We start from the raw sequence: 14428 nt of genomic DNA, 5'->3' as shown, positions 1-14428 counted from the left end.
TGGTTGTTACTAATGTTGTGGTTTTTACTACATTGACCCTTGAAAAGCAGGATTGAAAGCGGTATTCCTAGCTCAACTTTATAAAAGAACCAACATCATGGCAGCGATCAGTGTCGAACCTTGCACCTTTGCCCTTTTTGGCGCCCTCGGCGACCTGGCATTGCGCAAGCTGTTTCCTGCGCTCTACCAGCTCGACCGTGCCGACCTCCTGCACCCGGACACTCGTCTGTTGGCCTTGGCCCGCGAAGCCGGTAGCGCACAGGCGCACCTGGACAACATCGAGGCCCATTTGCGCCTGCATGTGCCGGAGGCGGAAATCGACGCTGCCTCCCTGGGCCGCTTCCTCGGGCGCCTGAGCTATCTGCACCTGGACTTCGTCGAGCCCGAGGGCTACCAGGCCCTGGCCGCACAGGCGCCGAGCGATCAGCCACTGATTGCCTATTTCGCCACGGCGGCGGCAGTCTATGGCGCCATATGCGAAAACCTCGACCGTGCAGGCCTGGCGCCGCGCACCCGGGTAGTGCTGGAGAAACCCATCGGCCACGACCTGGAATCTTCGCGCCGGGTCAACGATGCCGTGGCGCGCTTCTTCCCCGAGAACCGCGTGTACCGCATCGACCACTACCTGGGCAAGGAGACGGTGCAGAACCTGATCGCCCTGCGCTTCGCCAACAGCCTGTTCGAAACCCAGTGGAACCAGAACTCCATCTCCCACGTGGAGATCACCGTCGCCGAGAAGGTCGGCATCGAGGGCCGCTGGGGCTACTTCGATAAGGCCGGCCAGTTGCGCGACATGATCCAGAATCACCTGTTGCAGCTGCTGTGCCTGATCGCCATGGACCCGCCCAGCGATCTCTCGGCCGACAGTATCCGCGATGAGAAGGTCAAGGTGCTCAAGGCACTGGCGCCGATCACCGGCGAGGGTCTGAGCACCCATGTGGTGCGCGGCCAGTACATCGCCGGTTTCAGCGACGGCAAGCCGGTGCCGGGATACCTCGAAGAGGACAACGCCAACGCCCAGAGCGACACCGAGACCTTCGTCGCCCTGCGTGCCGATATCCGCAACTGGCGCTGGTCGGGCGTGCCGTTCTACCTGCGTACCGGCAAGCGCATGCCGCAGAAACTGTCGCAGATCGTCATCCACTTCAAGGAAACCCCGCACTACATCTTCGCCCCGGAACAGCGTTTGCAGATCGGCAACAAGCTGATCATCCGCCTGCAACCGGACGAAGGCATCTCGCTGCGGGTGATGACCAAGGAGCAGGGCCTGGACAAGGGCATGCAACTGCGTAGCGGCCCGCTGCAGCTGAATTTTTCCGACACCTGGCGCAGCGCGCGGATTCCGGATGCCTACGAACGCTTGCTGCTGGAAGTGATGCGCGGCAACCAGAATCTGTTCGTGCGCAAGGACGAGATCGAGTACGCCTGGAAGTGGTGCGACCAGCTGATCGCTGGCTGGAAGCACACCGGCGACGCCCCCAAGCCCTATGCGGCCGGTTCCTGGGGGCCGATGAGCTCGATTGCACTGATTACCCGCGATGGGAGGGCCTGGTATGGCGATATCTGAACTGCAACTGCCTGCGACCGTGAAGGTCCATCAGCTGGCCGATCCGAAAACCTTGGCGGCGACCCAGGCCCATGATGTGGCCGAGCGCTTGCGCCAGGCGATCGCCAGCAAGGGGCAGGCCTGCCTGGTGCTGTCTGGCGGGCGTAGCCCGGTGCCGTTTCTCGAGAAGCTGGCCGGCGAGGCGCTGGACTGGGCCCGGGTCACCGTGAGCCTGGCCGACGAGCGTTGGGTGCCGGTGGCGCACGACGACAGCAACGCCGGCCTGCTGGCCCGCCACCTGTTCAAGGGGCCGGCGGCCAAGGCCCGTTTTATTGGGCTCTACCAATCCGCTGCCACCCTCGAAGCCGCTGCCGAGCAAGCCGACCAGGTTTTGGCCGACCTGCCGCCGATCGACGTGCTGGTGCTGGGCATGGGCGACGATGGCCATACCGCCTCGCTGTTCCCGGCCAGCCCCAACCTGCGCCAGGGCCTGGCCAAGGTCGGCGAACGCCGCTGCCTGCCGATGCTGGCGCCCAGCGTGCCGCACCAGCGCCTGAGCATGACCCGCGCACTGCTGGCCACTGCCGGCCTGACCCTGTTGTCGGTGCAGGGCGCGGGCAAGCTCGCCACCCTGCGCACCGCGCTGGCGGCAGAAGACCCAACCGAAATGCCGATTCGCGCCTTTCTTCACGACCCCCTGGACATCTACTGGTGCCCATGAGCCAAGGACCCATTGTCATGACCACCCTCGAACGCCCCCAGCCTTTGCTCTCGATGGCCGAGAAAGCCGAACGCATCGACGCGATCTGCAACAAGGCGCGCATCCTGCCGGTGATCACCATCGCCCGTGAGGAAGACATCCTGCCCCTGGCCGACGCGTTGGCCGCTGGCGGCATCCGCACCCTGGAAGTGACCCTGCGCTCGCAGCACGGCCTGAAGGCCATCCAGGTGCTGCGTGAACAGCGACCGGAGCTGTGCGTCGGTGCCGGTACCGTGCTCGACCGCGGCATGTTCGCGGCCGTCGAGGCGGCGGGCGCGCAGTTCGTCGTTACCCCGGGCATCACCCCGGACGTTCTCCAGGCGGGTGTGGAAAGCGACATTCCACTGCTGCCCGGTATCAGCACGCCATCGGAAATCATGCTGGGGTATGCCCTGGGCTACCGCCGCTTCAAATTGTTCCCAGCGGAAATCAGCGGCGGCGTGGCGGCTATCAAGGCGTTCGGCGGCCCGTTTGGCGACATTCGCTTCTGCCCCACCGGCGGGGTCAACCCGGCCAACGTGCGCAACTACATGGCCCTGCCCAATGTGATGTGCGTGGGCGGCACCTGGATGCTCGACAGCAGCTGGATCAAGAACGGCGACTGGGCGCGGATCGAGGCGTGCAGCGCCGAGGCGATGGCGCTGCTGGACTGACCGATTTCGTTGTGTGCTACACGGTTATGGGGCGCTTGGTCGGCGCCCCTTTTTTTCGCCTGTAGGAGCGGCCTTGTGTCGCGAAAGGGCCGCCAAGCGGCCCCAGCGATCTTTGCATGAACGCTGATATCCTGGGGGCCGCGTTGCGGCCCTTTCGCGACACAAGGCCGCTCCTACACGGGTATGCAGTGCCCTGCCACAGGCAAAAAAGCCCGCATCAAGGATGCGGGCTTTGCTTTTCTGCGATGGCTTACGCCGCCTTGGCCTGCTGCTGGCTCAGCGAGCGGTTCAGCGCGCTGAACAGTGCCTTGAAGCTGGCAGTGGTGATGTTCTCGTCGATGCCCACGCCGTGCACCGGACGACCACCGGCCACGCGCAGCTCGATATAGGCCGCGGCCTTGGCGTTGGTGCCGGCACCGATGGCGTGTTCGTTATAGTCCATGATCTCGACGTTGACCGGCAAGCCGGCGACCAGCGCCTCCAGGGCGCCGTTGCCCTTGCCGTGCCAGTGCAGGGTGGTTTCGCCTTCACCGGAGACTTCCACTTGCACGTGGCTGCTGCCGTTCTCTTCCTGCAGGCGGTGGCTGACCAGTGCGTACGGCGCGTTGGCTTGCAGGTATTCCTTCTGCAACAGCTTGTAGATCTGCTCGGCGGTCATTTCCAGGCCCAGGCGATCGGTTTCGCCCTGGACCACCTGGCTGAACTCGATCTGCATGCGGCGCGGCAGGCTGATGCCGTACTCCTGCTCGAGCAGGTAGGTGATGCCGCCCTTGCCCGACTGGCTGTTGACGCGGATCACCGCCTCGTAGCTGCGGCCGATGTCGGCCGGGTCGATCGGCAGGTATGGTACTTCCCACAGTTCGCCGTCCTGCTGCTTGGCGAAGCCCTTGCGAATGGCGTCCTGGTGCGAGCCGGAGAAGGCGGTGTGGACCAGGTCGCCGACGTACGGGTGACGTGGGTGCACCGGCAGCTGGTTGCACTCCTCGACGACCTTGCGCACGCCGTCGATATCGGAGAAGTCCAGTTGCGGGTCGATGCCCTGGGTGTAGAGGTTCAGCGCCAGGGTCACCAGGTCGACGTTGCCGGTACGCTCGCCATTGCCGAACAGGCAGCCTTCGGCACGGTCGGCGCCGGCCATCAGGCCCAGCTCGGTGGCGGCGACGCCGGTGCCACGGTCGTTGTGGGTGTGCAGGCTGATGATCACGCTGTCACGGCGGTTGATGTTGCGGCAGAACCACTCGATCTGGTCGGCGTAGACGTTCGGCGTGGCGACTTCGACGGTGGCCGGCAGGTTGAGGATGATCTTGTGCTCGGGGGTTGGGTTCCACACCTCGATCACCGCGTCGCACACCTCCTTGGCGAATTCCAGTTCGGTGGCGCTGAAGGTTTCAGGCGAGTACTGGAACGTCCACTGGGTTTGCGGCTGCTGCGCGGCGTACTTGACGAACAATTTGGCGGCGTTGACCGCGATGTCCTTGACGCCCTGCTTGTCCTGGTTGAAGACGATGCGGCGGAACGACGGGCAGGTGGCGTTGTACAGGTGGACGATGGCCTTCTTGGCGCCGCGCAGGGATTCGAAGGTGCGGGCGATCAGGTCTTCACGGGCCTGGGTGAGCACCTGGATGGTGGTGTCGTCCGGGATGTGGCCGTCTTCGATCAGGGTGCGCACGAAGTCGAAGTCGGTCTGCGATGCAGACGGGAACGACGCTTCGATTTCCTTCACGCCTACTTGCACCAGGGTCTTCCAGAAACGCAGCTTCTTCTCGGCATCCATCGGCTCGATCAGCGACTGGTTGCCATCACGCAGGTCGGAACTGCACCAGATCGGCGCCTGGGTGATGGTCTTCGACGGCCAGGTACGGTCGGGCAGGTCGATGGTCGGGAAGGCGCGGTACTTCTTCGAGGGATCTTTGAGCATGGTCATGCAAGCATTCCTTTTATGTGCGGCCGTGATCGGGCCTGCCGAACGTGTACGAGATGAAAAGGCGAGGCGACGCGATTCACCCTGGTAGTCGGGCGCTGACCAGGCAGAGGCTGCGGTGTTGTTGGAGGAGGGTGCTGAAGATGTTCATGTGCTCAACCCTAACCAGTGGGTTGGGGGATGGCAAGCAGTGCGGAAAAATTGATAGAAATGCTTAAAAAAACGAGTTTACTGATTTTTTATGTCCATTGATTTTGGTTTGTTGATATTTTCTTGCTTTAAGTTTTTTCATTGCGCAAATCGCGGGGCCACCGTTGGCTGCGTGGGAGCGGGCCCCCGTGATTGCGATTTCAGGGCTGGAACGCGCCAATGAAGATCGCCGGGTCCACCCGCGCATCGTTGAGGCTGACGTTCCAGTGCATGTGCGGCCCGGTGGCCCGACCGGTCGAACCTACACGGCCCACCACCTCGCCACGGCGCAGCGCCTGGCCCGGCTTCACGTCGATCTTGGACATGTGGCAGAACATGCTGATGAAGCCTTGCCCATGGTCGACGAACACCGTGCGGCCATTGAAGAAGTAGTCGCCCACCAGGATCACCTTGCCATTGGCCGGGGTCTTGATCGGCGTGCCGGCGGGCACGGCGAAGTCCAGGCCGGCATGCGGGTTGCGCTCCTCGCCATTGAAGAAGCGGCGCACGCCGAACTTGCTCGACAGCGGGCCGTTGACCGGCTTGTCGAGGATCAGGTTGCTCGGAAGCACAGGGCTGAAACTGCGGTAGGCCTTGATCTGCTCGGCCAGTTCGCGGTCGATGCGCTTGAGGTCCTGCGGTTCAGGGTTGACCTGGCGTTTGTTCTTCAAGGTGATGTGCTGCTCGGGGTACTTCTTGCTGGCGACACTGAAGGCAATGCTGCGTCCGCCTTGGGTCAGCACGGCATTGCCGGGCTTTTGCGTCAGCGGGATGCCGACGATCGCCAGCCAGTTGCCCTGCTCGTTGACCACCAGCACCGGCTTGCCGTCGAAGCGCGCCGATGGAGCGCTGGCGGCCGGCCCCAGGTCGACCACCGCAACGCCGCCGGGCACCGGTTTGTTCAGGGTGCGGGTGATGTAGCTGGCCTGGGCAGCGGTGACTGGCAGCAGCAGGGCGAGGGCAAGCAAGGGCGCGAACAGGCGGGGCATGTGTCAGTCCAGTAGCGAGAGGGTGACCGGGGTCTGGTGGTTGTCCTCGACCCGCACCTTGAGCTCGCCTTCGTTGAGGCGAGCGGTCAGGCGTTGGCCGTTATGGGTCTGCGCGGCGCTGCGGATGGCCTGGCCGCGTTCATCCAGGAGGATGCTGTAGCCGCGGGCGAGGGTGGCCAGGGGGCTGACCACCTGCAGCGTCTGCAGCTGCGCCTGGAAGCGTTGGCGGCGGTCCTTGAGCAGGTCTCGCATGGCCCGCGGCAGGCGCTCGGCAAGGCTGTCCAGGCGCTGCTTGAGCAGCTTCAGGTTACGCCCCGGATGCTGCGCGGCCAGGCGCATGTCGAGGCGGCCAAGGCGTTGCTGGCGGTGGTTCATGTCGAGCATGAAGGCGCGGCGCAGGCGCATGTCCAGGTCGTCCAGGCGCTGGGCCTGCTGGCGCAGGCGCTCGCCCGGGTGGCGCAGACGCCGGGCCAGGCCATCCACGCGCAGACGGTCGTGGGCCAGGCGGTTCTGCATGCGCAGCAGCAGGCGCCGTTGCAGGCCGTCAAGGCGCTGTTGCAGGCCGCTGCTGTCGGGGGCGAGCAGCTCGGCGGCGGCGGACGGCGTGGGTGCGCGCACATCGGCGACGAAATCGCTGATCGACACGTCGGTCTCATGGCCCACGGCGCTGACGATGGGCGTGACGCAGGCGGCCACGGCGCGGGCCACGGCCTCTTCGTTGAAGCACCAGAGGTCTTCCAGCGAACCGCCACCACGGGCCAGGATCAGCGCGTCGAAGCCTTGTCGGTCGGCCATCTGCAGGGCGCGGACGATTTGGTTGATCGCTTCGCGGCCCTGTACCGCGGTGGGAATCAGGTTCAACTCGACCTGCGGCGCACGGCGGCCGAACACGCTGATGATGTCGCGGATCACCGCGCCGGTGGGCGAGGTGATGATGCCGATGCGTTGCGGGTGCGCCGGTAGCGGCTTCTTGCGTTCGGTGCTGAACAGCCCCTCGGCGCCGAGCTTTTCCTTCAGCGCCTCGAACGCCAGGCGCAGGGCACCGTCGCCGGCCGGCTCGACCGTATCGAGGATCAGTTGGTAGTCGCCACGCCCTTCGAACAGCGAGACCTTGCCGCGCACCCGTACCGCCAGGCCGTCACGCAGGGCCTGGCGTACCCGGGCGGCGTTCTGCCGGAACAGCGCGCAACGGATCTGCGCGCCGCTGTCCTTGAGGGTGAAGTACATGTGGCCGGAGGCCGGGCGGGCGAGGTTGGAAATCTCGCCTTCCACCCAGACGCTGCGGAACACGTCCTCGAGCAGCACGCGGGCGCGGCCGTTGAGCTGGCTGACGGTGAGGACCTCGCGGTCCAGGCCGAGTCGTTCGAAAGGGTCTCTGATCATGGCGGGCATCATAAAGGAGCGAAGGCCTGGTTGTCTGTGCCGGCCTCTATCGCGGGCTTGACCCGCGATGAGGCCTTCAGCCTTGCATGATCGCCACGAACTGGCGCACCAGCTCGCCGGCATCGCGCCGGCAAGCCAGCGCCACGGTACTTTGGCACGCCTCGTCCAGCGGCACGAAACGCAGCGTCGGTGGGGCGATCTCGCGCATGCTCGCCGGCAACAACGCCACCCCGAACCCGGCCTGGATCAGTTGCAGTTGCGTGGTCTTGCGCGATACCACCTGTGCTGCCTGCGGAAAGAACCCCGCATTCATGCATAGCGACGCCGACAGGTAGCTCAGGCCGCCACGCTGGCGATGGGGGATGGAAATGAAGCGTTCCTCGCGCAGTTGGCCCAGCCGCACACTGCTTGCCGTGGCCAGTGGGTGGCCCGCCGCTACTGCCAGCAGCAGGGGTTCGTCGAACAGCGCATGCAACTCCACGCCTTCATGCTGGCGTAGCACCGGCAGGCGCAGCAGGCCGATCTCCAGGCGGCCTTCGGCGATGTCCTCCAGTTGCGCCTCCGACGATTGCTGGGCGATCTCCAGGGAAACGCCGGGGTTGTCCTCGAGGTAGCCGCCGAGGCGCCGCAGCAGTTGCCCGGTCAGGGGCACGGTGCTGGAGTGGTTCAGGCGCAGGCTGCCGCGCAGGCCCTGGCCGATTTCCCGGGCCAGGCGCTCGGCCTTGTCCAGGTCGGCCAGCAGATGGCGGGCGCGCTCGAGAAAGGCCTGCCCAGCGACGGTCAGCCGTGGCAGGCGGGCAGTGCGTTCGAACAGGACGGCGCCCAGGTGAAGCTCAAGCTCCTTGATCTGCCGGCTGAGGGCCGACTGGGCAATGTACAGCCGCTCGGCGGCGGCGCTGAAACTGCCGGCCTCGGCGATTTCGACGAAGTAGCGCAGCTGGCGGATCGAAGTCATGTCATGCCTTTTAGAGATGGCTAATGGCAAAAATACATATTAGTAGGCATGGCTTGTGGCTGGCTAACCTTTAGTGGACTTCCAAGGAACTGCCGCAATGCTTGCTCAACTGTCGTTATCCACGTTCGACTGGCCGCCCATCCTGCTGGGAGTGGGGGTGGCCTATATAGTCTTCGGCATTGCCGGCTTCGGCACCGCGCTGGTCGCCGGCCCCGTGCTGATCCACTTCATGCCGTTGTCGCGGATCATTCCGCTGCTGGTACTGCTGGATTTCGTCGCTGCCTTCGGCAACCTGCTGCCGTCGCGACGCGATGTGGTGCGCGGCGAGCTGCTGCGGCTGTTGCCGTTCATGGCCGTGGGTTGCACCCTGGGCGTGGTGTTCCTGCTGCGGCTCAAGTCCGATGTGTTGCTGTTGCTGATGGGCATCTTCGTGACCGCCTATGCGGTCTATGGCCTGGCGGTCAAGGTCCGCCCGGCTAGCCTGTCGGGCGCCTGGGCGGTGCCCATGGGCACGGTGGGCGGATTGTTCGGCGCCTTGTTCGGCAGTGGTGGATTCCTCTACGCGATCTACCTCAGTGCCCGCCTGGAGGCCAAGGAACAGGTGCGCGCGACCCAGGTCGCGCTGATCAGCTGCAGCACGGTGGTACGCCTGTCGCTGTTCCTGATCGCCGGGGTGTATGCCGATACCAGCCTGCTGCTGCTTGCCGCCTGCCTGCTGCCGGTGATGTTCGTCGGCACCTGGCTGGGGCGACGGCTGACCTTGAAACTGTCCCGCGAGGCCTTCATCCGCCTGGTCACCTGGTTGGTGCTGGCTAGCGGCCTGGCGCTTATCGGTCGCTACCTGAGCGCCTGAGCAGGCGCTAGAATTGCGCCATTACCGCAGTTCGCAGGCCCGCCTCAAGCATGAATACCCAGAGCATCATCGTCCCCAAGCTGTCCACCGTGCCGGTGCACGAAGCCCGCGCCCGCGCCATTTTGCGTTGGCTGGTGCGTGAGAAGATCGTCGAGGAACAACTGAGCACCTGTGGCCGTACCGGCAACCGCATGGGCCATGCCCTGGCCGCAGGGGCGCGCAAGATCGCGCTGCACCCCGAGAAGCTGCCGCTTGGCGAGCAGGTCAACGGCCTGGAAGTGATGCTCAAGCGCTGCATCTACACCCCCACCGACGGTTTTCTCGAAGAAGCCGGTTGCCCGGAGTGCCGGCGCGAGGTCGGCGAGCCGCTGTTCGAGAGCCTGGAAGAGTGGATGCCTGGGGTGAGCGACAACTTCACTTGCCCGCTGTGCGGCTTCGAAGACGACATCAATGGTTTTCTGTACCTGCAGCCGTGTGCCTTTTCCAACCTGGGGTTCATCTTCAATAACTGGGGCGAGGCCGGGTTTACCCAGGCCTTCCTCGACAGCTTCGCCGACTGGCTGGATCAGCCAGTGGCGGTGGTGCAGGTAAAACTGCCGCAAGGCTGACCGAAGGCCCCTTTTTTGCATTGAGCGGCGCGCCATGGATGGGTATAATGGCGCGCTTCCATTTTTCCCTCCCGGGAGCCCCCGCGATGCTGCGTATCAGCCAAGAAGCCCTGACCTTCGACGATATCCTCCTTGTACCTGGCTACTCCGAGGTACTGCCCAATGAAGTCAGTCTCAAGACCCGTTTGACTCGTGGCATCGAGCTGAACATTCCCCTGGTTTCCGCCGCCATGGATACCGTGACCGAAGCGCGCCTGGCCATCGCCATGGCCCAGGAAGGCGGCATCGGCATCATCCACAAGAACATGACCATCGAGCAGCAGGCCGGCGAAGTACGCAAGGTCAAGAAGTTCGAGGCTGGCGTGGTCAAGGACCCGATCACCATCGAGGCCGACGCCACCGTGCGCGACCTGTTCGACCTGACCCGCCTGAACAACATCTCCGGTGTTCCTGTACTGGAGAACGGCGACCTGGTCGGCATCGTCACCTCCCGTGACGTGCGCTTCGAAACCCGCCTGGACGCCAAGGTCCGCGACGTGATGACCCCCAAAGAGCGTCTGGTCACTGTCCGCGAAGGCGCCGACAAGAACGAAGTCCGCGAGCTGCTGCACAAGCACCGCCTGGAAAAAGTCCTGATCGTCGACGACAAGTTCGCCCTCAAGGGCATGATGACCGTCAAGGACATCGAGAAGGCCAAGGCCTACCCGCTGGCCAGCAAGGACGACCAGGGTCGCCTGCGCGTCGGCGCCGCGGTCGGCACCGGCAAGGACACCGGCGAGCGCGTTGCCGCCCTGGTTGCCGCCGGCGTTGACGTGGTGGTGGTCGACACCGCCCACGGTCACTCCAAAGGCGTGATCGATCGCGTTCGCTGGGTGAAAGAGACCTACCCGCAAGTGCAGGTGATCGGCGGCAACATCGCCACCGGTGCCGCCGCCAAGGCCCTGGCCGAAGCGGGCGCCGACGCGGTCAAGGTCGGTATCGGCCCAGGCTCGATCTGCACCACCCGTATCGTCGCCGGTGTCGGCGTGCCGCAGATCAGCGCCATCGCCAACGTCGCCGCGGCATTGGAAGGCACTGGCGTGCCGCTGATCGCCGACGGCGGTATCCGTTTCTCCGGTGACCTGTCCAAGGCCATCGTCGCCGGTGCTTCCTGCGTGATGATGGGTTCGATGTTCGCCGGTACCGAAGAAGCGCCGGGTGAAGTCGAGCTGTTCCAGGGCCGTTCCTACAAGGCCTACCGCGGCATGGGCTCGCTGGGCGCCATGGCGCAGGCGCAAGGCTCGTCCGACCGTTACTTCCAGGACTCCTCGGCCGGCGCCGAGAAGCTTGTTCCTGAGGGTATCGAAGGCCGCGTGCCGTACAAAGGCGCCCTGGCCGCGATCATCCACCAACTGATGGGCGGCCTGCGTTCGTCCATGGGCTACACCGGCAGCGCGACCATCGAAGAGATGCGTACCAAGCCGGAGTTCGTGCGTATCACCGGCGCTGGCATGGCCGAGTCCCATGTGCATGATGTACAGATCACCAAAGAAGCCCCTAACTACCGCGTAGGCTGAGGCTTCCAGCAATTACCGAACGGGGCTGTCATACACAGCCCCGCGTCGTTTCCGATTTCCACTGACGAGATTGAGTCATGGCCCTCGACATTCACGCTCACCGCATCCTGATCCTCGATTTCGGTTCCCAATACACCCAGCTGATCGCCCGCCGCGTGCGCGAGATCGGCGTGTACTGCGAACTGCACCCGTTCGACATGGACGATGAAGCGATCCGCGAATTCAACCCGCGCGGCATCATCCTGGCTGGCGGCCCCGAGTCGGTCCACGAAGCCAACAGCCCGCGCGCGCCGCAGGCGGTGTTCGACCTGAAGGTGCCCGTGCTGGGCATCTGCTACGGCATGCAGACCATGGCCGAACAGATGGGCGGCAAGGTCGAAGGTTCCGACCTGCGCGAGTTCGGTTACGCTCGTGTTGACGTGGTTGGCAAGAGCCGCCTGCTCGACGGCATCGAAGACCATGTCGACGACGACGGCGTGCTGGGCCTGGACGTGTGGATGAGCCACGGCGACAAGGTCACCCAGATGCCAGGCAACTTCCACGTGCTGGCCAGCACCCCGAGCTGCCCGATCGCCGGCATGTTCGACGACGCCCTGGGCTACTACGGCGTGCAGTTCCACCCGGAAGTGACCCACACCAAGCAGGGCGGTCGCATCCTGTCGCGTTTCGTCCAGGACATCTGCGGCTGTGAAGCCCTGTGGACCGCCTCGAACATCGTCGAGGACGCCATTGCCCAGGTACGCGCCCAGGTGGGTTCGGCCAACGTCCTGCTGGGTCTGTCCGGCGGTGTCGACAGCTCGGTGGTTGCCGCGCTGCTGCATCGCGCCATCGGCGACCAGCTGACCTGCGTGTTCGTCGACAACGGCCTGCTGCGCCTGCACGAAGGCGACCAGGTGATGGCCATGTTCAAGGAGAACATGGGCGTCAAGGTGATTCGCGCCGACGCCGAGAAGCAGTTCCTCGACAACCTGGCCGGCGAAGCGGACCCTGAGAAGAAGCGCAAGATCATCGGCCGCACCTTCATCGACGTGTTCGATGCCGAGGCCAGCAAGCTGGAAAACATCCAGTTCCTCGCCCAGGGCACCATCTACCCCGACGTGATCGAGTCGGCCGGCGCCAAGAGCGGCAAGGCCCACGTGATCAAGTCGCACCACAACGTCGGTGGCCTGCCGGAGGAAATGAACCTCAAGCTGGTCGAGCCACTGCGTGAGCTGTTCAAGGACGAAGTGCGCAAGATCGGCCTGGAGCTGGGCCTGCCGTACGACATGGTCTACCGCCACCCGTTCCCGGGCCCAGGCCTGGGCGTGCGCATCCTCGGTGAAGTGAAGAAGGAATACGCCGACATCCTGCGTCGCGCCGACCATATCTTCATCGAAGAGCTGCGCAAGGCCGACTGGTACCACAAGACCAGCCAGGCGTTCGTGGTGTTCCAGCCGGTCAAGTCGGTCGGCGTCGTCGGCGACGGCCGTCGCTACGCCTGGGTCGTGGCCCTGCGTGCCGTCGAGACAGTGGACTTCATGACCGCTCGTTGGGCGCACCTGCCGTACGAGCTGCTGGAAACCGTCAGCGGCCGCATCATCAACGAAATCGACGGTATTTCCCGCGTCACCTACGACGTGTCGAGCAAGCCGCCGGCCACTATCGAGTGGGAATGATCGAGCGCTTGACCTCGGTCGCTGTTCGCTAAACGCAAAAGCCCGCCTTCAGGCGGGCTTTTGCGTTTTCATGAGCAATAGTCGCTGACCCTGCCGTCCCGGCGTGCACCAAGGGCCAGGGCCAGCAGCAGCGCCATGGCGAACACCGTCACGCTCAGCCACAACAGCGGCTGCAGCGCGAAGTTGTCCACGACTTGACCGCCAGCCCACGACCCCAGGGCAATGCCGACGTTGAACACGGCAATGAACAGGGCGCTGGCTACTTCCACCGCGTCTGGCGCCGACTGGATCATCCAGGTCATCAAGCCGACCGACACCCCGCCATAGGCCAGGCCCCAGGCCAGCAAGGCAATGCCGCCGCCGCCCGGCGCCTGGCCAATACCCAGGAACAGCAGCGGCACCAACAGCAGCCCCAGGGCGATGAGCGCCAAGGTCATGCCCGGGCGTGTGGGCGCCAGCAGGCCGACCAGGAAGTTGCCGGCCATGCCGGCGATGCCATAGCCGAACAGCAAGGCGCCGATCCAGCGCACATCGAAGCCGGACATGGACAACAGCAGCGGGCGCACGAAGGTGAACGCCATGAAATGCCCGCTCACCAGCAACAGTGTCAGCAACAGCCCCGCTTGCAGGGCGCGGTTGCCGGATTGCGCGATGAAGTGGCGGGGGGTGATGGCACTGGCGACCGGCAAGGCTGGCAGTACCGCGGCCAACAGTGCCAGCGCCAATGCACTGAGCACCGCCATGCCAGCGAACGCCCAGCGCCAGCCGGCCAGCTCGCCAAGCAGCGCTCCAAGTGGTACGCCCAGCACCGAGGCGGCGGCGACGCCGCCAAAGATGATGGCCGTGGCCAGGCCCACCGCATGCCTGGGTGCCAGGCGGCTGGCCAGGCCGCCGGCGATCGCCCACACACCGCCGATGCAGAACCCGACCAGTACCCGTGCCGCCAGCAGCCAGCCAATGCCTGGCGCCAGGGCTGTGGCCAGGTTGGCGCTGACAAGCAGGCCAAGCAGGCCGAGCAGGATCCTGCGCCGATCCACATTGCCGGCGGCAATCACCACTACAGGGGCGAACAGCGCGGCTAGCAGCGACGGCAGGGTCAAGCTCAGGGCAACGGTGCCGGCGCTGGCGCCGAAGGTCTCGGAGATCGGGGTCAACAACCCCACCGGTAGCATTTCGGTGGTCACGACGGCGAAGGTCGCCAGGCCTACGGCGCCGATGGCGAGCCAGGCATGTCGGGTAGTGGGCGTCGGGTCGGCCAGGGTGGTGCTCATGATTCAGTCCCTTGTCACGGTAGCTGGAGTTGGGGAGAATACGTGCAGCGCGTATGAATAGATCATATACATACGCTCTGAATGTAAGC

General features: G+C 64.7%; 12 protein-coding genes. 7 read left to right on the top strand and 5 right to left on the bottom strand.

The window, feature by feature from the left end:
• Window positions 1–97 precede the first annotated feature (97 nt).
• Genes zwf through ACODS5_RS11445 form a run of 3 tightly spaced genes read left to right on the top strand, consistent with a single transcriptional unit; the run spans window position 98 to window position 2959 of the window.
• The gene (gene zwf / locus ACODS5_RS11455) at window positions 98–1567 is read left to right on the top strand and encodes a glucose-6-phosphate dehydrogenase (protein ID WP_134691679.1); all 1470 of its coding nucleotides are present in this window, start codon (window positions 98–100) and stop codon (window positions 1565–1567) included.
• Window positions 1554–2267: a 6-phosphogluconolactonase gene (gene pgl, locus ACODS5_RS11450; RefSeq protein ID WP_489108717.1), complete on the top strand. Its 714-nt coding sequence runs from the start codon at window positions 1554–1556 to the stop codon at window positions 2265–2267. The genes zwf and pgl overlap by 14 nt, the downstream gene beginning before the upstream one ends.
• A 17-nt stretch (window positions 2268–2284) precedes the next feature.
• Window positions 2285–2959 carry a bifunctional 4-hydroxy-2-oxoglutarate aldolase/2-dehydro-3-deoxy-phosphogluconate aldolase gene (locus ACODS5_RS11445; RefSeq protein WP_134691677.1) on the top strand — a complete coding sequence of 225 codons (675 nt, stop codon included), beginning with the start codon at window positions 2285–2287 and terminating at the stop codon, window positions 2957–2959.
• Window positions 2960–3209: 250 nt separating this feature from the next.
• On the opposite strand, the gene leuA is transcribed toward ACODS5_RS11445, so the two are convergent.
• The 4 genes from leuA to ACODS5_RS11425 form a co-directional block, all read right to left on the bottom strand.
• A complete protein-coding gene (leuA, locus tag ACODS5_RS11440) occupies window positions 3210–4883 on the bottom strand; it encodes a 2-isopropylmalate synthase (RefSeq protein WP_134691676.1) in 1674 nt (557 codons plus the stop codon).
• Window positions 4884–5230: 347 nt separating this feature from the next.
• The gene (locus tag ACODS5_RS11435) at window positions 5231–6058 is read right to left on the bottom strand and encodes a M23 family metallopeptidase (protein WP_134691675.1); all 828 of its coding nucleotides are present in this window, start codon (window positions 6056–6058) and stop codon (window positions 5231–5233) included.
• 3 nt (window positions 6059–6061) lie between these two features.
• Window positions 6062–7441 carry an exodeoxyribonuclease VII large subunit gene (gene xseA / locus ACODS5_RS11430; protein ID WP_134691674.1) on the bottom strand — a complete coding sequence of 460 codons (1380 nt, stop codon included), beginning with the start codon at window positions 7439–7441 and terminating at the stop codon, window positions 6062–6064.
• A 76-nt stretch (window positions 7442–7517) separates the two neighbouring features.
• Window positions 7518–8396, bottom strand: a complete 879-nt coding sequence (locus ACODS5_RS11425; RefSeq protein ID WP_489108716.1) for a LysR family transcriptional regulator — start codon at window positions 8394–8396, stop codon at window positions 7518–7520.
• A 97-nt stretch (window positions 8397–8493) separates the two neighbouring features.
• Here ACODS5_RS11425 and ACODS5_RS11420 point away from each other — a divergent pair, with 97 nt between their 5' ends.
• From ACODS5_RS11420 to guaA, 4 genes are all read left to right on the top strand, one after another.
• A complete protein-coding gene (locus ACODS5_RS11420) occupies window positions 8494–9249 on the top strand; it encodes a sulfite exporter TauE/SafE family protein (protein ID WP_489108715.1) in 756 nt (251 codons plus the stop codon).
• Between the two features lie 50 nt (window positions 9250–9299).
• On the top strand, window positions 9300–9857 hold the full coding sequence (locus tag ACODS5_RS11415) for a sugar ABC transporter ATPase (protein WP_134691672.1): 558 nt from the start codon (window positions 9300–9302) through the stop codon (window positions 9855–9857).
• Between the two features lie 86 nt (window positions 9858–9943).
• On the top strand, window positions 9944–11413 hold the full coding sequence (gene guaB / locus ACODS5_RS11410) for an IMP dehydrogenase (protein ID WP_134691671.1): 1470 nt from the start codon (window positions 9944–9946) through the stop codon (window positions 11411–11413).
• 77 nt (window positions 11414–11490) lie between these two features.
• Window positions 11491–13068, top strand: a complete 1578-nt coding sequence (gene guaA / locus ACODS5_RS11405; RefSeq protein WP_134691670.1) for a glutamine-hydrolyzing GMP synthase — start codon at window positions 11491–11493, stop codon at window positions 13066–13068.
• 68 nt (window positions 13069–13136) lie between these two features.
• On the opposite strand, the gene ACODS5_RS11400 is transcribed toward guaA, so the two are convergent.
• Window positions 13137–14339: an MFS transporter gene (locus ACODS5_RS11400; protein WP_489108714.1), complete on the bottom strand. Its 1203-nt coding sequence runs from the start codon at window positions 14337–14339 to the stop codon at window positions 13137–13139.
• Between the last annotated feature and the right edge of the window lie 89 nt (window positions 14340–14428).

This window comes from Pseudomonas sp. FG47, assembly GCF_057809115.1.
Note: the sequence above shows the minus strand (reverse complement) of the source record. Positions and strands in the feature narration are given on the sequence as shown.

Bases quoted from the DNA above. Each gene is read 5' to 3' on its own strand.
- zwf (WP_134691679.1), top strand. From the start codon at position 98: ATGGCAGCGATCAGTGTCGAACCTTGCACCTTTGCCCTTTTTGGCGCC.
- pgl (WP_489108717.1), top strand. From the start codon at position 1,554: ATGGCGATATCTGAACTGCAACTGCCTGCGACCGTGAAGGTCCATCAG.
- guaB (WP_134691671.1), top strand. From the start codon at position 9,944: ATGCTGCGTATCAGCCAAGAAGCCCTGACCTTCGACGATATCCTCCTT.
- ACODS5_RS11400 (WP_489108714.1), bottom strand. From the start codon at position 14,339: ATGAGCACCACCCTGGCCGACCCGACGCCCACTACCCGACATGCCTGG.
- leuA (WP_134691676.1), bottom strand. From the start codon at position 4,883: ATGACCATGCTCAAAGATCCCTCGAAGAAGTACCGCGCCTTCCCGACC.
- ACODS5_RS11425 (WP_489108716.1), bottom strand. From the start codon at position 8,396: ATGACTTCGATCCGCCAGCTGCGCTACTTCGTCGAAATCGCCGAGGCC.
- ACODS5_RS11415 (WP_134691672.1), top strand. From the start codon at position 9,300: ATGAATACCCAGAGCATCATCGTCCCCAAGCTGTCCACCGTGCCGGTG.
- ACODS5_RS11420 (WP_489108715.1), top strand. From the start codon at position 8,494: ATGCTTGCTCAACTGTCGTTATCCACGTTCGACTGGCCGCCCATCCTG.
- guaA (WP_134691670.1), top strand. From the start codon at position 11,491: ATGGCCCTCGACATTCACGCTCACCGCATCCTGATCCTCGATTTCGGT.
- ACODS5_RS11445 (WP_134691677.1), top strand. From the start codon at position 2,285: ATGACCACCCTCGAACGCCCCCAGCCTTTGCTCTCGATGGCCGAGAAA.
- ACODS5_RS11435 (WP_134691675.1), bottom strand. From the start codon at position 6,058: ATGCCCCGCCTGTTCGCGCCCTTGCTTGCCCTCGCCCTGCTGCTGCCA.
- xseA (WP_134691674.1), bottom strand. From the start codon at position 7,441: ATGATCAGAGACCCTTTCGAACGACTCGGCCTGGACCGCGAGGTCCTC.